The organism is Pseudomonas sp. LBUM1653 (genome assembly GCF_059716115.1).
Genome location: NZ_CP166803.1, coordinates 5,142,302 through 5,159,987, shown reverse-complemented (window position 1 = coordinate 5,159,987; position 17,686 = coordinate 5,142,302). Strand labels below are relative to the sequence as shown.

The 17,686-nt window shown below is 61.6% G+C and carries 11 protein-coding genes; 4 read left to right on the top strand and 7 right to left on the bottom strand.

What is annotated here, in order from left to right:
* Positions 1–221: 221 nt before the first annotated feature.
* The 4 genes from ACA054_RS23285 to pvdM form a co-directional block, all read right to left on the bottom strand.
* Positions 222–1,871: a cyclic peptide export ABC transporter gene (locus ACA054_RS23285; protein WP_497686356.1), complete on the bottom strand. Its 1,650-nt coding sequence runs from the start codon at positions 1,869–1,871 to the stop codon at positions 222–224.
* A gap of 193 nt (positions 1,872–2,064) precedes the next feature.
* Positions 2,065–2,940: a dihydropyoverdine dehydrogenase gene (gene pvdO, locus ACA054_RS23280; RefSeq protein WP_497686355.1), complete on the bottom strand. Its 876-nt coding sequence runs from the start codon at positions 2,938–2,940 to the stop codon at positions 2,065–2,067.
* A 151-nt stretch (positions 2,941–3,091) separates the two neighbouring features.
* Positions 3,092–4,384 (bottom strand): pyoverdine-tailoring periplasmic protein PvdN, encoded by a 1,293-nt coding sequence (pvdN, locus tag ACA054_RS23275; RefSeq protein WP_497686354.1) that lies wholly within the window; start codon positions 4,382–4,384, stop codon positions 3,092–3,094.
* A gap of 28 nt (positions 4,385–4,412) precedes the next feature.
* On the bottom strand, positions 4,413–5,762 hold the full coding sequence (gene pvdM / locus ACA054_RS23270) for a pyoverdine-tailoring dipeptidase-like protein PvdM (protein ID WP_497686353.1): 1,350 nt from the start codon (positions 5,760–5,762) through the stop codon (positions 4,413–4,415).
* Positions 5,763–5,990: 228 nt separating this feature from the next.
* Between pvdM and pvdP the strand changes: the two genes are divergently transcribed.
* The gene (pvdP, locus tag ACA054_RS23265; RefSeq protein ID WP_497686352.1) at positions 5,991–7,610 is read left to right on the top strand and encodes a pyoverdine maturation tyrosinase PvdP; all 1,620 of its coding nucleotides are present in this window, start codon (positions 5,991–5,993) and stop codon (positions 7,608–7,610) included.
* Between the two features lie 129 nt (positions 7,611–7,739).
* Here the strand turns inward: pvdP and ACA054_RS23260 are convergent, their stop codons facing one another.
* Genes ACA054_RS23260 through ACA054_RS23250 form a run of 3 tightly spaced genes read right to left on the bottom strand, consistent with a single transcriptional unit; the run spans position 7,740 to position 12,306 of the window.
* Positions 7,740–9,152, bottom strand: a complete 1,413-nt coding sequence (locus tag ACA054_RS23260; RefSeq protein WP_497686351.1) for an efflux transporter outer membrane subunit — start codon at positions 9,150–9,152, stop codon at positions 7,740–7,742.
* A gap of 7 nt (positions 9,153–9,159) precedes the next feature.
* Positions 9,160–11,133, bottom strand: coding sequence for a MacB family efflux pump subunit (locus ACA054_RS23255; protein WP_497686350.1), 1,974 nt, complete (start codon positions 11,131–11,133; stop codon positions 9,160–9,162).
* On the bottom strand, positions 11,134–12,306 hold the full coding sequence (locus tag ACA054_RS23250) for an efflux RND transporter periplasmic adaptor subunit (RefSeq protein WP_497686349.1): 1,173 nt from the start codon (positions 12,304–12,306) through the stop codon (positions 11,134–11,136). It abuts the gene before it with no gap.
* A gap of 347 nt (positions 12,307–12,653) precedes the next feature.
* Between ACA054_RS23250 and ACA054_RS23245 the strand changes: the two genes are divergently transcribed.
* The 3 genes from ACA054_RS23245 (at position 12,654) to mgtA (ending at position 17,628) form a co-directional block, all read left to right on the top strand.
* A complete protein-coding gene (locus tag ACA054_RS23245; protein WP_497690360.1) occupies positions 12,654–13,178 on the top strand; it encodes a sigma-70 family RNA polymerase sigma factor in 525 nt (174 codons plus the stop codon).
* 145 nt (positions 13,179–13,323) lie between these two features.
* A complete protein-coding gene (locus ACA054_RS23240; protein ID WP_497686348.1) occupies positions 13,324–14,658 on the top strand; it encodes a lysine N(6)-hydroxylase/L-ornithine N(5)-oxygenase family protein in 1,335 nt (444 codons plus the stop codon).
* A 252-nt stretch (positions 14,659–14,910) separates the two neighbouring features.
* Positions 14,911–17,628: a magnesium-translocating P-type ATPase gene (gene mgtA / locus ACA054_RS23235; protein ID WP_497686347.1), complete on the top strand. Its 2,718-nt coding sequence runs from the start codon at positions 14,911–14,913 to the stop codon at positions 17,626–17,628.
* Positions 17,629–17,686: the final 58 nt, after the last annotated feature.

Below are 17,686 nucleotides of genomic sequence, written 5' to 3'. Positions count from 1 at the left end.
TAATAGGAATGATTATTAAGACGAGATGCGATTGCGAAACCGGAAAAGAAATGTGAAAAAAATGTCATTGGCTAAAAAACGCGAAACCTGTGGGCGCGAGCCGGCTCCGGGCGGCGTTCCGACGATAGCGGTGGATCAGTCGCCCTCTATGTTGAAAGTGACGACCCCATCGCGAGCAGGCTCGCTCCCACAGGTTTGTGTGGCGTTTATGAGAGCAGCGATCAGGCAGGCATCAGCTCGGTGACGACCCGGCCGCTTTCCATGCGCACCAGTTGGTCGGCGACATCGAAGTAACGGTCATCGTGGGAGATCACGATGATGGTCTTGCCCAGGCGCTTGAGATCCGGCAGCAGCTCGGTGTAGAAAATCCGCCGGAACGTCGGGTCCTGGTCGGCCGCCCACTCGTCGAACACCAGCACCGGACGCTCTTCCAGCCAGGCATTGACCAGCGCCAGGCGCTTGCGCTGGCCGGTGGACAGGTCGGTGGTGGTGAAGTTGCCGTCCTTGACGCTGACCTTGTGCGCGATCTCCAGGCGCTGCAGGTATTTGTTGGCGTCTTCGGGGATCTGCGTGTCGCCCTGGACCACGTCGTCGAACAGGTAGTAGTCGGCGAAGATGGTGGTGAACAGCTGGCGATAGTCGTCACGGTTGTGCGCGTCGATGGCCTCGCCGTTGACCCGGATCTGCCCCTGTTGCGGCGTGTACAGGCCCAGCAGCAACTTGATCAGGGTGGTCTTGCCGCAGCCGTTCTCGCCGACGATGAAGGTGATGTCGCCCTGCTTGATCGACAGATTGACCGGGCCCAGCTGGAACGGCGCCGCACCCTCGACCGACGGGAAGGCGTAGCGCACGTCCGCCAGTTGCAGTTCGTGCACGGCCTGTTTGATGTTGCCCTGATCGCTGAGCAGCAGGTGCGGTTCCGGGGTGGAAAACTGTTCGGACAGTTCAGCGATGCGGCGGAAAGCAATCTGCGCGCGGCTGACGATCGGCAGGGTTCCGATCAAATGCTCCAGCGGGCCTTTCATGTACAGCAGCACCAGTACGAAGCCGCTCATGACGGTCTTGTCGGCACTCGGCCAGAACGTTTGCAGGGCCAAGGCCAGGCCGATGACCACGAAGAACAGCATCGAGCCGAAGGTCTTGGCGATGACGAAGGTGTTGATCGAACGCACCTGGGTGTTGCAGATGAATTCGGCGGTGCCCTTGATGCCCGAGGTGAACATGCGCTGGCGGCGTGGCCGGTGAATGCGCAATTCCTTGGCGCCTTCGGCAATTGCGTTGTAGTGCTTTTGCAGCTCGTCCTCAGCGTCGCGCGCGGCCATGAAACCTTGCACGCCCTTGCTCTGGGCGTAGGCCTGGATCGCGCTGCCGATCAGGATCGCGGCCACCATGATCAGGAACATCGGCCACGACAGGATCGCCAGATAGCCCATGCAACCCAGGGTCACGGTCAGGGAAATCGCCAGCGGTGCGAAGGCGAAGGCGAAGTCGCTGATGGTGTCGACGTCGTGGGTCAGCACCGGGATCAGGCGATGGCTGCGATAGCGCTCGATCTGTTCGATCGGCGCCGACAGTACCTTCTCGCCCAACTGTTTGCGCAGCTTGGCGATGATGTGCTGGCCGACGTAGTTGGTGCCGATGTCGGAGCAGATCGAACTGGCCAGCGCCAGCAGGCACAGGCCGGCGAACAGCGCGACCACACCCTGGGTCAGGCCGCTGTCCGAATGCAATGCATTGTTGATGGTCGCCAGCAACACCGTGACGCTCAGGCCGCCGACCATGCCCAGGAAAATGGACGCGGCGACGATGAGTCGAAAGGGTTTGAGCAGAGTGAACAATTCGCCGATGGCGCCTCGGGTAGGCTGGGTCATGGAAGACGGTTCCTTGGGTCGGAAGGCAGATACCCAGTAGAACGTCTGGTCGAGGGGTTAATTTAGAGGGGGGGCGACTGGTGGTGGGGTTGCCGACACCACGCATGCCCTGTAGGAGCCAGGCTTGCCGGCGAAGGCGATCTTGAAGACGCCTTCGCCGGCAAGCCTGGCTCCTACAGGGGGGTGTGTGGATTTAGAGCTCGCGGACTACGCGAAAGCCCATCCAGTCCCCACGTTCCTGCGGGTACTGGCTATTGCGGTTACCGGAGCGGGAGAACACCGGCGCTTCGCCCCAGTCGTTGCCGCGGATGCGCACGGCTTCGCAGTTGGCTTCCAGCCAGGCGCTACCATCGGTGGGGGCGCCGACGTAGTTGGGGTGTTCGCAATCTTCGACCCATTCATAGACATTGCCGTGCATGTCGTACAGGCCGAAGGCGTTGGGCGGGTAGCTGCCAACCGGCGAGCTGTAGCTGTAGCCGTCCGCCGGGCCGTAGGTGTTGGCGTGTTTGGCGATGCTGTATCCCTTGCCTTCATCGAAGGGGAAGGGGAACGGGCCCTGGGTGCCGCCGCGCGCGGCGTATTCACGCTGAGCCTCGCTGACCATGCTGTACTGCTGCCCGGTCTTCTTCGACAGCCAGGCGACGTAGTTCTTCACGTCGTCGAAGTTCATGCATACCGCCGGCTGGCGCGGACTCTGCGGGTAGCGTGGCTTGCTGGCGACGCACTCGCGACCTGGCCGGGTATCGCCATTGGCGATGGTCACGCCGCTTTCCTTCACATAGCTGTCCCACTCACCGACGGTGATCTGGAAGCGGCTCATGGCGAAGGGTTTGGCGAAGGTGACTGCATGCATTGGACCTTCATCGGGCTCGCGGCCGACTTCGTCATCGGGCGTGCCCATGGTGAAGGTGCCGGCGGGCAGCACGACCATTTCCGGGCAGTTCTTGCAATCCTTGAATACCTTGCCCGGTGGCGGGGAAGTGGCGGCCTGCACGGCAGACGGCAGCAGGCCGGCCATGAGGGCGGTCAGGGCGAGGGCCTTGAGGGGAGACAGCAGATCACTGTTCATGAGACATCTCGATCAAAAAAAACGGGTGTAGTGTGAGGTCCACTGTGGGAGCGAGCCTGCTCGCGAAAGCGGAGTGTCAGACGACGCTCGTGTTGCCTGAAACTCCGCTTTCGCGAGCAGGCTCGCTCCCACAGGGTTCAGCGTCATGCCGTCATACTGTTTTATTCAGCAGGGCCATGAAGCGGTCGATTTCGTTTTCGCTGTTGAGCAGGCCGGGGGCGATGCGCACCACCGGGCCGACGTCGCGGTCCACCGAGTCGCAGACCACGCGGCTCTGCATCAGTTGGCTGGCGACCTTTTCGCAGTCCTGATCCTTGATCCGGAAGAAGGTGAAACCGGCAGACAGTTGCGCACTCTTTGGCGTGACCAGTTCGATCCGCGGCTCTTCCAGCAGGCGGTCCTTGGCATAGGTGTTGAGTTCATGAATGCGTCCCTGGACGTCGGCCTTGCCCAGGTCCAGGTGCAACTTGAAGGCTTCATCCGCGGCCCAGCGATGTTCGAAACTGTGATAGCCGCCGGGGGTCATGATGGTCGCGAAGTCGGTGGATTCGCTGAAGGTCGGAATGATCGGCGTGATGTCCTTGACCTCGGCGGAGCGGGCGCAAATGATCCCGGTGCCACGAGGGCCGAACATCCACTTGTGGGTGCCGGCGATGAAGAAGTCGCAGTGCATGTCGGGAAACTCGAGGTCTTCGACGCCAAAGCCGTGCACCCCGTCGACCACATACAGGATCTGGTCTTTCTCGTCGCGCTTGCGGTTCTGCTCTTCGACCAGTTTGCCGATTTCGCCGATCGGCAGTTTCACGCCGCTTCCCGACTGCACCCAGGTCATGCCCAGCACGCGGGTTTCAGGGCGGATGCCTTTGGCGATCGAACCCAGCACTTCGTCCACGGAAATGTCGCGGCTGTTCTCGAACAGCTTGAGTTTGCGCACTTTCGTGCCTTGGCGTTGCTGACGAAATTCCAGGGTGTAGTTAGTGGAATAGTGTTCGTGTTCGCTGACCAGGATTTCCTGATCCGGGCGCACATGAATCCCGCCATAGATCATCGCCAGGCCTTCGGTGGTGCTGCCGGTCAGCGCGATCTGCTCGGGTTTGGCATTGAGGTAACGCCCGGCCCAGACCCGCACGTTGTGCTCACGCTTCTCGGTTTCCTGCAAGTCCCAGTCCATGGCCCGGCCAGGGTTGCGGTCGATGTTGGCACGGTGCATGTCGATCGCATTGCGCACCGGCGTGGGGTGCGAGGTGACGAGGAAATTGGCGAAATGCAGGTAGTCCGGGTCCTGATTGAACAGTTGGCGCAATTGCGCCCATTTTCCCTTTGGCAGGGGTTGCGGCTGCTGTTGTAGATCGTCGGCCAGGGCTGGCGGGTACACGGAAGCAGCCAGGGGCAGGCCGGCGGCGAGAATGCCGGCCTGCTTGAGGAATGAGCGACGGTTGGTCATAGCTTCGGGTTCGCTTGGCAAAGTGGCATCAGTTTTTGGCGACGGGTCTGGAGGATTTCTCGACCTGGTCCCAGACCCGCAGGAAATTGCCGCCCCAGAGTTTGGCGATATCGGCCTCGCTGTAACCGCGGCTGATCAGCTCGGCGGTCACGTTGCGCGCCTCGCTGACGTCCTTCCAGCCATCCAAGCCGCCGCCATCGTTGAAGTCGGAACTGATGCCGACGTGATCGATGCCGATTTTCTTCACCGCGTAGTCAATCGCGTCGCCATAGTCCTTGAGAGTGGCCTTGGGTTCTTCGTCGACGATGGCGTAGAGCTGGCTGGCGTATTCGCCGAAACGTTGTTCAGACCACACGGTGATGATCGGGTCGCCCGGCATCAACGCCATCTCCAGGCCTTGCAGCGGTTGCAGGTCGAAACGCGCACGCAGGGCGTTGAGTTTGTCCTGGGTGGCCTGGCTCAGCGGGCGGATGTAGGTCGGGAAACCGACGATCTGCACCACGCCGCCGCTGTCCTTGATCAACTGCATTTCGTGGTCGCTGAGGTTGCGCGGGATGTCCACCAGGGCACGCGGAGCGGAGTGCGATGCAACCATCGGCGTGCGGCTTAACCGGGCCACTTGCTCCAGGGCCTTGGTCGACATCTGCGACACATCGATGATCACGCCGAGGTCGTTGAGACGATGCACGGCCTGCTTGCCGATGTCTGAGAGACCGCCGAGGGCGTCCCGGGAGTCGTTGAAGAACGGCAATGGCCTGGACGAATCGGCCCAGGCATTGTTGCCCACATAACTGAAGCCGAACATGCGCATGCCCCGCGCAGCCCATTTGTCCAGGGCATTGAGGTCGTTGCCCAGCGGGTAGGCGTTGAGCATGCTCATGAAGATCGCGAACTTGCCTTCGCCATGCAGACGCCGGAAATCGTCGGGGGTGTAGGCGATGGCGGCCTGATTGGGGAAGTCACGCACCAGGGCGCTGATGATTTTGTAGCGGGTTTCCTGTTCGAAGCGTGCCTCTTCGATGAACCCGGCGGTGGGACGATGCGGCGCGTTGGCGCCGTTCCAGATTTCTGGCCAGCCGAAAATCGTCAGGGCCGCGCCGGACAGGCGTCCGCGCCCGGTCTTGACCAGGTCGAACTGGCCGCTGCCGTCCTTGTCGGCTTCATTGCCGGCGGTGCCGAAGTCCATGGGCACGGTGATGTGGCTGTCGAACGAGAGAAGGCGCTCATGCAGTTCATCGGCCTGTTTCATCACCTTGACCGGGTAGCCGGGATTGTCCTTGAACCAGTAATCCCAGGCCGCAAAGCCTGCACCCGCGCTGATCGCCAGGGCCAGCGGCAGGCCGATGAAAAGAGCCTTTTTCGAACGTGGTTTTGTCATTGCCGTCTCAGTCAGGGAGCCTTTGCTATCTGGGTGGAACGAGTCAGCGGGGGAGGAATTTAGTGTTTGTGCGGGCCTCTTCGCGAGCAGGCTCGCTCCCACAGGGGATCTTCAGTGTTCACTCGGTCAATGTGGGAGCGAGCCTGCTCGCGAAGCTTTTAAATTTATGGGGGCAACAAACGTTCTAGCTTGGATAAAGCCTGCTTCATGGCTGACACAGGTAGGGCAATGAAGATTTCTCGACGATGGTTCATGGCAGGCCTGGCGCTGACCGGCGCTGCCGTGCCCGCGGCTTTTTATGGGCATCGCGAATGGACGAAGCCGGATCCGACGATCACCCCCGGCGAAGCTTCGTTCGATGTGGCGGATGTCGCCGGCCAGCGCTTGGCGGATACGCTGCGTGGTGTCTGGCAGATCCGTTTCGAAGGTCGTGATGCCGGGCTTGAAGGCTTGCCACGGGACGGCCTGGAGCTGTTTCTCGACATCGGCCACAAGGGCCGTGGCCTGGTTGGCTTTCTCGACACCGCCGAGCGTTTGCGTTCCAGCGAAGCGCCGCGGTATCGGGTGCTCGGTGATGTGGCCGGGGTCAAGCCGGCGCAGTTGAGTTGGCGCTTGCTCAGCGCCCGTGGCAGCTGTGACTACGAGTTCAGCATGGCGCTGGACGAAGTCTGGGCCGGTTTCGGTAATGCCGGCAGCGGCAGCCTCAGTGGTCGCGTGCTGGATCTGGATCGTCCCCTGATGATGACGGCCCAGGACAATCGCTTCGTCGCGGTCAAGAAAGTGTTCCCCGAAGCCCGCGAACGAACCGGTCTGAATCCGCCACTGCTGGCTTGGCTGACGTCCCAGGAGCATCGCTTGTTTCACCAGCTCTGGCATGCGTCCAGGGATAAATGGCACACCTTGCCCGAAGACAAGCGCAACGCCTTGCGCGGCATCGGCTGGCAGCCCGGGCCGCGGGACCAGGAGCGTGACGCCCGTGGCAAGCGCAAGGATCGCAACGGCTCGGGCGTGGACTTTTTCTTCATGCACCGGCACATGCTCGGCACGGCGCGTTCGTTGATGGACTTGCCGTCGTGGACGCAGTTCCCCTTGCCGCAACCGGAGCTGGCCAGGGACCGCATCGGTTTCGCCGATTATTTCGACAACCACGATGGCACGGCGCTGCCGCCCACCTGGCTCGCCGAAGACGATGACGAGTATTCGCAATGGGTCAGCGACATCAAGACCGCCGAGACCTACCACAGCAATTTCCAGGTCTGGGAGTCGCAGTACCGCGACCCGCGTTACCTGTCGAAGTTGACCCTGGGGCAGTTTGGTTCAGAGGTCGAGTTGGGCCTGCATGACTGGCTGCACATGCGTTGGGCCTCGGTGCCACGCGATCCGTCCAACGGCCAGCCGGTGCCGTTCGCCCGCGATCCGGCGGACTTTTCCGCGCGCTGGTATGCGCCGGAAAACGACTTCCTCGGCGATCCTTTCTCGTCCCATGTGAACCCGGTGTTCTGGCACTTCCACGGCTGGATCGACGATCGCCTGGAAGACTGGTTTCGCGCGCATGAGCGTTTTCATCCGGGGGAAGTGAGTCGGCTTGAGGTCAATGGCGTGCAGTGGTTCGCGCCGGGGCGCTGGGTTGAGATCGACGATCCGTGGCTGGGGCCGGGGACCCATGGTTGCAGCACCACGCCGGGGTTGCAGGCGGGTAAGTCGGTGGAAATGGATCCGGAGACCATGAAGCTGGCGTTGCGGATTACCTTTGGTGAGGATGAGAAGAAACTCGCGAATTTGTTCAGGAAGGTGCCGCAGCGGCCGTGGTATGCGCGGAATCTGAAGGCCAAACAGACTCCGGTTTAATCACCGCGTTATCGTTCATCGCGAGCAAGCTCGCTCCCACAGGTTATGCGTCGTACCCAAATGTTGCGGCATACACAAATCCCTGTGGGAGCGAGCTTGCTCGCGATGGCGGCCTGACAGGCGCCGCATTTACAAAATCTGCCACTCGCCCCCGAGCGCCTTGTACAACGTAATACTCGCCTGCATCCGCGACAGCCGCAGTTGCACATTCAAATCCTGCGCCGCATACAGCGTACGTTGCGTCTCCAGCACCGTCAGCAAATCCTCGGCCCCGGCCTCATAGCGGCTTTGGGCGATGTTGAACGCGGTCTGCGCCTGGCTCAGTTCCTCGCTTTGCCACTGGCGCTGTTCGTCCAGCCCGCGAATGCTGTTCAAGGCTTTTTCCACGTCGGCGAAGCCATTGATGATCGCGCCGCGATAGGTTTCCAGCAGTTCTTCCTGGCGGCCCAAAGCCTTGTCGCGCTCGGCGCCCAGGCGCCCGTTGTTGAACACCGGGGCGAGCAATCCGGCGGTCAGGTTGTAGAAGGGACTGCGCAGAATGTCGCCCGCACGGTCGGCACCGGAGCCGATTTCCGCGCTCAGGGTCACGGTCGGCAACATCGCGGCGCGAGCAACGGTGACGTCGGCCTGGGCGGCGGCCAGTTGCGCTTCGGCCCGGGCAATGTCCGGGCGCCGGCTGAGCAATTCACTGGGCACGCCAGCGTCGATGGCGGGCCAGGACAATTGATCGAAGTGTTCCTGGCCCAGCGCCAGTTCCTGCACCGGGCGGCCGAGGAGGGTGGCGAGGCTGATCTGCGCGTCTATAGCCTGTTGCTGCACCAGCGGCAATTGCCGTTGCTGCGCCGCGACCAGGCTTTTTTGCTGGGCCAGTTCCAAGGCTGTCGCTGAACCTGAGTCGTAGCGGGTCTGCACCAGTTTCAAAACATTCTGTGCGTTGGCCAGATTGAGCTGGGCAATACGGCTTTGCTCCTGCAACGACAGGGCTTGCGCGTAGGTATTGGCGACGCCACTGAGCAACGTCAGCTCCACAGTCGCCTGATCGAACTCGCTGGCCTGCAAGGCGAATTGCGCACTGCCGCGGGAGGCGCGCTGGCCGCCCCAAAAATCGATTTCGTAGCTGGCCGTGAGGTTGGCGGTGAAGTAGTCGACCGCGTTGTTATCACTGTCGGCGTCGAGTTGACTGTAGCCATTGCCGCGCAGCAACTTCTGCCGGTTAGCGTTCAACCCGGCCTTGACCTCGGGTAACTGCGAGCCGCCAGCGACTACCGTTTCGGCCTGTGCCTGGCGCACCCGCGCAATGGCAGCGGCAAGGTCATAGCTGCCGACCCGGGCCTGTTCGATCAGGCGACCCAGCTGCGGGCTGCCGAAGCGGTTCCACCATTGCTGGTTGTCGCGGGTGGCACCCACTGTGTGCGGCGATTGCCAGGCGGCAGGCGGCTGGTTGCCGCTGTCCGGGCGCTGGGCAGGTGTGCCACAAGCACCGAGCAACAGGCAAAGGGTCAGCAAACTGCTGCTTAGCAAAAGATTGAGGGGCGGCTTCATTAAAAGATTATTCACTGGTAAGGGCCGTGACCGGGTCGAGTCGGGCAGCTTTGCGGGCCGGCATGAAGCCGAAGACAACACCGGTGACCAGGGCGCAGCCGAACGCGCCCAGCACCGCTATCAAGGAGAACGCGACGGCGACTTCGCTGAGGATCAGCACGCCGCCGACAATCAACGCCAGGGCGATCCCGGCCAAACCACCAACCACCGAGAGCATCACCGCTTCGGTGAGGAACTGACGCAGGATGTCCCGCTGCCGGGCACCGGTGGCCATGCGTATGCCGATCTCGCGGGTCCGTTCGCGGACGGTCATGAGCATGATGTTCATCACACCGATACCACCCACCAGCAGCGAAATCGCGGCAATCGAACCGAGCATCAGCGACAGGGTGTTTTGCGTGCGCGCTTCGGCCTGGATCATCGCCGCGTTGTTGGTCAGCTCGAAATCCTTCTTGCCGTTGTGCAGGCGCAGCATCAATTGCTCGATGGCGTGTTCCGTCTCCTTGACCTTGCGCGCATCGGCGGCGGCAATCGCGATGTACTCGGGGTTGTAGGTGCCAAACAGCCGCACACTCGCCGCGGAGTACGGAATGGCGATGCGGTCGTCGCTGTCGGAGTCGCCGGAGCTGGCGCCTTTTTCCGCCAGCACGCCGACCACCTGGAACGGCACGTTTTCGATCAGGATGTACTGGCCGATGGGATTGGCCACGTCCTTGAGCAGTTTGGTCCGCACCTTGTGGCCGATCACCGCGACCGCCGCAGCGTTTTGTTCATCGGCCTCGGTGAAGTAGCTGCCTTCCACCACTGGCCAGTTGAAGATCGCCGGGAAGTTGGTGTCGTTGCCGCCGACGTAGCTCAAGTGGTCGAGGTTGCCAAAGCGTACCCCGGCTTCCTGGCCGTTGACCGGCATGATGCGCATCACCTGCGGCAGGCTCGCCACCGCCTTGACTTCGTCCAGGGTGACGATGCCCAGCGGTGTTCGCGGGTTGGGGGAAGAGCCGCTGAGGTAAATGATGTTGGAGCCGAACGCGCCCATCTGTGCCATGACCTGGCGCTTACTGCCTTCGCCGACGGCCAGCATCACCACCACCGAAGCCACGCCGATGATGATTCCCAGCAGGGTCAGCGCGGTGCGGAACTTGTTGATCCACATCACCCGCCAGGCGGCTTGCACCGCGTCGATCAGTTCGCCTTTCCAGGCGCCGTTGGCTTGCGCGCCTTCAGTCAGACGCTTGCGCAGATCTACCGCTTGCAGCGCACCGGGATTGGAAGAGGTTTGCGCGGCGGGATTGTCCCGGGCGCTGTCGCTGATGATCAGACCGTCGCGGATCTCGATGATGCGCTTGGCCCGCGCCGCCACTTCTCGGTCGTGGGTGATGAGGATCACCACGTGGCCCTGGCTTGCCAGCTCGTCGAGCAGCGCCATGACTTCCTTGCCGCTGTGGCTGTCGAGGGCGCCGGTGGGTTCGTCGGCGAGGATGATATGGCCGCCGTTCATCAAGGCACGGGCAATGGACACCCGTTGCTGCTGGCCACCGGAGAGTTGGTGCGGACGATTGCCTGTGCGCGTGGCCAGGCCGAGGCGCTTGAGCAGGGCAGCGGCGCGTGCATGGCGTTCGGCGGCCGGAGTGCCGGCGTAGATCGCCGGCATCTCGACGTTTTCCTGGGCCGAGCCGGACGGAATCAGGTGGTAACCCTGGAACACGAAACCAAAGGCTTCGCGGCGCAGCCAGGCCAGTTCGTCACTGTCCAGGGCGGCGACGTTCTCTCCGGCGAAGCGGTATTCGCCCGAGGTCGGACGGTCGAGGCAGCCGAGGATGTTCATCAATGTCGACTTGCCGGAACCGGAGGCGCCGACAATCGCCACGAACTCACCGGCATGGATCGACAGGTCGATGCCGCGCAACACGTGAACTTCAGGGGCGTCGCCACCGCCGTAGGCTTTGCGGATGTCCGAAAGGTCGATCAGGGGCGTCTGCATTCAACCGCCACTCCCGTCGGCCGGGCCGATCAACAAGTGATCGCCTTCCTGCAGGCCGTCGAGGATCTGCACCCGCAGGCGGTCGCTGATGCCGGTGCGCACGTTGCGTTGTTCGATGCTGCCGTTCCTGGCCACCACTTGCGCGGTCTGGCTATCGGCTTGGGTGCCTGCCTGCAGGGCGGCAATCGGCGCGGTCAGGACGTTCTGCGCTTGGTCTGCGACGAAAAATACCTGGGTGGTCATTTCCGCCATCAGCGCGTTGTCGGCGTTGTCGACGTCCAGCAGCACGGTGTACAGCACCACCCGCGCGCTGCCGCTTTTGCTCGAACTGGCCGGGCTGCCGCCGCCCTGGCTGGTCTGGTCCAGGGGTTTGGGCGGCACCGGCAGAATCTGCCGCACGGTGGTCTTCCAGCGCCGGCTTCCGCCGCTTAGGGTGGTGAACCAGGCGTTCATGCCGGGTTTGACGTGGCCGATGTCGGCTTCAGAGACTTCGGCCCAGACGGTCATCGGCGACAGGTTGGCGATGCGCAGAATCAGCGGTGTCTGTTGCTGGGCGTTGAGGGTCTGGCCTTCCCGGGCATCCAGTGCGACCACGGTGCCGGACATCGGCGCATAGATCCGGGTGTAGCCAAGCTCGGCCTGATCGCTGCGCAGGCTGGCCTGGGCCTGGCGAATCTGCGCCTGGAACATGTCGATGCGCGCCTGGGTGGCACGCAGTTCGGCCCGGGCGGTCTGCACGTCTTCTTCGCGGGTGGCGTTGCCGGCCTTGAGGTTTTGCTGACGCTGGTATTTCTGTTGGGCGAGGTCGTGTTGCGCGCGTTGCTCCTGGAGCTGCGCCTTGAGGTTTTCGATGGAGAATCGCCCTGCGTCGAGCTTGGCCTGTTGCGTGGACGGATCGATTTCCACCAGCAACTGGCCTTCCTTGACCACGTCACCGACTTCCACATGGATCTTTTGAATCTGCCCGGACGCCTGGGCGCCGACGTCGACATAACGCCTGGGTTGCAGGGTACCCAAGGCCGTGACACTGCTTTCGATGTCGGCGCGGGTGACCTGCACGGTAGCGAACTGGTCGCGGCCTGGCGGGATGAACTGCCAGGCCGCGACGGCGATAACGGGGATCAGGCTGAGTGCTACAAGCAGGGCGCGTCGGGTGTGACGGGGACGTTTCATGCAGGGTTCCAAAGCAGTTGAACACTGCCGTGGAGCCGGCAGGGACATGGAGCTGTAATGTGAACGAGGAAAGAGACGTGGAATTTAGGCAGCAATCCACTGGGTGAGCTTCTGTGGCGAGGGGATTTATCCCCGTTCGGCTGCGAAGCAGTCGTAAAAGCGTTCAAATGCCGGGGCCGCTCCGCAGCCCAACGGGGATAAATCCCCTCGCCACAAGAGCTTTGTTTGCGGTAGCCCATGACTATTTGTCGGGCAAGACAAAGCAACACTTTAAATCTATATGAGAATTACTATAAATTACGCATCTCAAACTGCCACTATCGTGCCACTGCCTGTTTTTGTGGTCGATAGTTTGGCTCAAGGACAGAAACCGCACCCGTGCCGGAGTCATGTTGGAAAACTACTATCGAGAGCTGGTGTGTTTCCTGAACGCCAAGCTCGGCAACCGTCAGGTCGCCGAAGATGTGGTGCATGACGCTTATCTGCGAGTCCTGGAACGCTCCAGCGACACGCCGATCGAGCAGCCCCGGGCATTCCTTTATCGCACGGCATTGAACCTGGTGATCGACGATCACCGGCGCAATGCGTTGCGCCAAGTCGAGTCGCTGGAGGTGCTCGACAACGAAGAGCGCTATTTCAGCCCATCGCCCCTCAGCAGCCTCGATCACGGCCAGCGCCTGGACATGCTCCAGCGCGCCCTGGCGGAATTGCCGCGACTGTGCCGCGAGAGTTTCCTGCTGCGCAAGATCGAAGGCCTGTCACACCCGCAGATCGCCGAACACCTGGGCATCTCCAAGGCGTTGGTAGAAAAGCACATCGTCAACGCCATGAAGCATTGCCGGGTGCGGATGCGCCAATGGGATGCCCATTGATCCTCGCGTAAATCTGTTCTTGTTAAATTTTATTTCACTGTCCTCGTTCCTAATCAACAGACGACCTGCTGTCCTGCTCAAGGCCGGTCAGGTCACTTAGGCTTATCTCCCCGCCGCTCGGGGGTACATCCAGAGGACACTGGAAATGACACAGGCAATTGCATCGCCCATCGTTCACGACCTGATCGGCGTCGGTTTCGGCCCTTCGAACCTGGCGCTGGCCATCGCCCTGCAAGAGCGCGGGCCGACCCAGGGCGAGCTGGATGTATTGTTTCTCGACAAGCAAGCCAACTACAGCTGGCATGGCAACACCCTGTCGACCCAGAGCGAGCTGCAGATTTCCTTCCTCAAGGACCTGGTGACCCTGCGCAACCCGACCAGTCCTTATTCGTTCGTCAATTACCTCAAAGCTCACGGTCGCCTGGTGGACTTCATCAACCTGGGCACGTTCTATCCATGCCGCATGGAGTACAACGACTACTTGCGCTGGGTGGCCGCGCAATTCGAGAAACAGAGCCGTTATGGCGAAGAAGTGCTGACCATCGAACCGGTGCTGCACAACCAGCAAGTCGAAGCGCTGCGGGTGATTTCTCGCGACAGCACTGGACATCAACATGTGCGAACCACCCGTTCGGTGGTGGTCAGCGCGGGCGGCACGCCGCGAATCCCCGAGGCGTTCAAGGCGCTCAAGGGCGACAATCGCGTGTTCCACCATTCGCAGTACCTGGCGCAGATGGCCAAGCAGCCGTGCGTGAACAACCAGCCGATGAGCATCGCGATCATCGGTGGCGGGCAGAGCGCGGCGGAGGCCTTCATCGACCTCAACGACAGCTTCCCGTCGGTGCAGGTCGACATGATCCTGCGCGGTTCTGCCCTGAAACCGGCGGACGACAGCCCGTTCGTCAATGAAGTGTTCTCGCCGGAGTTCACCGATCTGGTGTTCCAGCAGGAAAGCAGCGAGCGTGAGCGCCTGGTCAACGAATACCACAACACCAACTATTCGGTGGTGGACATCGACCTGATCGAACGCATCTACGGGATTTTCTACCGGCAGAAAGTCTCGGGCATCGCTCGCCATACGTTCCGCACCCTGACCACTATAGAAAAAGCCAGCGCCACCGAGCATGGCATCGAACTGGCGGTGCGCAACAACGCCACCGGCGAAGTCACGGTCCGTCACTACGACGCCGTGGTACTGGCCACCGGTTACGAGCGGCAGATGCACCGCAAGCTGCTGGCCCCGCTGGAACAGTATCTGGGTGATTTCGAGGTGGATCGCAACTACAAATTGATCACCGATGAGCGCTGCAAGGCCGGCATCTACATGCAGGGCTTCTGCCAGGCCAGCCATGGCTTGAGCGACACGTTGCTGTCGATCCTGCCGATTCGCGCGGACGAGATTGCCGGGTCGCTGTATGACCATGGGAAAAACCGTGGGCATCGTTCGGTGGTGGATTTGCTCCTGGCGGCAGCCAGCTGAGTTTTTTGGCGGTTGTAAGGACGTCTTCGCGAGCAGGTCGAATCGTCGCACCGTCGCTCCCACAATGGAACTGTGTTCGCAGGGCTAATGTGGGAGCGACGGTGCGACGATTCGACCTGCTCGCGAAGAGGCCCTGAAGAACACCACAATGCTTGAATCCTGAACCGTCCCTGAAGAACCCTGCGATTCCCCCAACCGTCCCCGACGCTACGTTTACTCTCCAGAAACGAGGCTGACTCTGGGGGCGCCGCCATGAACCTGACCCTGCTCAAGGAATTCTTCGCCGGATTCTTGCGTACCCGCCACATCGCCCGACATTTCCGTCGCCTGGCGCTGCTGGAAAACTTCACCGACACCACGGTCAGCCGTGAGGTGCCGCCGACCCTGGCGTTAACCCTGGTCCGCGCCGCGTCCAGTGACAGCGGCCCGTTGCTGGACGCCCTGGGCAGCCACACCGACGGCTTGAGCGAACTTGAAGCCCAGGCATTGCGCGGGCAATGGGGGCTCAATGAAGTCGAGCATGAACAGCCGTTGCAGTGGTGGACGCACCTGTGGCACTGCTACAGGAACCCGTTCAACCTGCTGCTGACATTGCTGGCGGTCATCTCCTGGCTGACCGAAGACATGAAGGCCGCCAGCGTGATTTTTTCCATGGTGGTGCTCTCGACCCTGTTGCGCTTCTGGCAGGAAAGCAAAGCCAACCAGGCCGCCGATGCGCTCCAGGCAATGGTCAGCAACACCGCGACGGTGCTGCGTCGAGACCCGGGAAACAACAGCGCGCAGCGCTTGGAATTGCCGATCAGGCAACTGGTGCCGGGGGACCTGATCCTGTTGTCGGCCGGCGACATGATTCCCGCCGATTGCCGGGTATTCAGTGCCAAGGACCTGTTCGTCAGCCAGGCGGCCATGACTGGTGAATCGATGCCGGTGGAAAAATTCCCGCATCAGCGGGACAACGACACGGTCAGCCCATTGGACCTCGACAACATTCTGTTCATGGGCACCAACGTGGTGTCCGGTACGGCCACGGCGCTGATCCTCACCACCGGCAACAGCACCTATTTCGGTGCCCTGGCGCAACGGGTTGGCGCCACCGACCGCGCACCGACCTCGTTCCAGACCGGGGTCAACAAAGTCAGTTGGTTGTTGATTCGCTTCATGTTCGTCATGGCGCCGCTGGTGTTGTTCATCAACGGCTTCACCAAGGGCGACTGGACGCAAGCACTGCTGTTCGCACTGTCGATTGCCGTCGGCCTGACCCCGGAAATGCTGCCGATGATCGTCACCTCGACCCTGGCCAAGGGTGCGGTATTTCTGGCGCGCAAAAAAGTCATCGTCAAACGCCTGGATGCCATCCAGAACTTCGGCGCCATGGACGTGCTGTGCACCGACAAGACCGGCACCCTGACCCAGGACAAGATCTTCCTGGCACGTAGCATCGACGTCTGGGGCAACGATTGCGATGACGTACTGGAAATGGCTTATCTGAACAGCTACTACCAGACCGGCCTGAAAAACCTGCTGGATGTGGCGGTGCTCGATCACGTGGAAATTCACCGGCAACTGAAGGTCGGCACGGCGTTTCGCAAGGTCGACGAAATCCCGTTCGACTTCACCCGACGGCGCATGTCTGTGGTGGTCGGCGTGGGTGATCAACCGCATCTGCTGATCTGCAAAGGCGCCGTAGAGGAAGTGCTGGCGGTCTGCACCCGGGTGCGCCGCGGCGTGGTGGATGAAGGGCTGAGTGAAGCGCTGCTGGCGCGGATTCGTCAAGTCACCGCGGCGTTAAATGGCGAAGGGCTGCGGGTGGTCGCGGTGGCGGCTCGGCCGATGACCGAGGGGCGCGACAGCTACAGCCTCGCTGACGAACAGGCGCTGACGCTGATCGGTTACGTGGCTTTCCTTGATCCGCCGAAAGAAAGCACGGCGCCGGCGCTCCAGGCACTGGCGGCCCATGGCGTGGCGGTGAAAGTGCTCACCGGCGATAACGAACTGGTGACGGCGAAGATCTGCCGCGAAGTCGGATTGGAGCAACAAAGCCTGCTGCAGGGCAACGACGTCGAACGCATGAGTGACGCTGAACTGGCGGTAGCTGTAGAGCGCACGAACGTCTTCGCCAGACTGACGCCGTCGCACAAGGAACGCATCGTCCGCCTGCTCAAGGGCAATGGCCATGTGGTCGGGTTCATGGGCGACGGCATCAACGACGCTGCGGCCCTGCGCACCGCCGATATCGGGATTTCCGTGGACAGCGCCGTGGACATCGCCAAGGAAGCGGCCGACATCATCCTTCTGGAAAAAAGCCTGATGGTGCTGGAGGAGGGCGTGCTGGAGGGGCGGCGGACCTTCGCCAACATGCTCAAGTACATCAAGATGACCGCCAGTTCCAACTTCGGCAATGTTTTCTCGGTGTTGGTGGCCAGCGCGTTCATTCCATTCCTGCCGATGCTGCCGATGCACCTGCTGGTGCAGAACCTGCTCTATGACATTTCGCAGACCGCCATTGCGTTCGATAACGTCGACGAGCAAATGCTCAGGCAACCGCAGCGCTGGCAGCCGGCGGATGTCGGTCGGTTCATGCTGTTTTTCGGGCCGATCAGCTCGATCTTCGACATCACCACGTTTGCGCTGATGTGGTACGTGTTCGACGCCAATACCCCGGATTACCAGACCCTGTTCCAGTCCGGCTGGTTCGTGGTCGGGTTGCTGACCCAGACACTGATCGTGCACTTGATCCGAACGCCGAAGATCCCGTTCCTGCAAAGTCGCGCGGCGATGCCGCTGATGGTGATGACCGGGGTCATCATGGCCGTGGGGATATTCCTGCCGATGGGGCCGCTGGCGCACTACTTCAAGCTGCAGGCGTTGCCGTCGCTGTATTTCCTGTACCTGCCGCTCATCCTGCTGGCGTACATGGGCCTGACCCAGGCGGTGAAAGGGTTCTACATTCGTCGGTTTGGCTGGCAATAGCAGGTAGTGATCATTTCCCACGCAGGCGTAGGAAATGATCCGCGTCAGACTTAGCGGG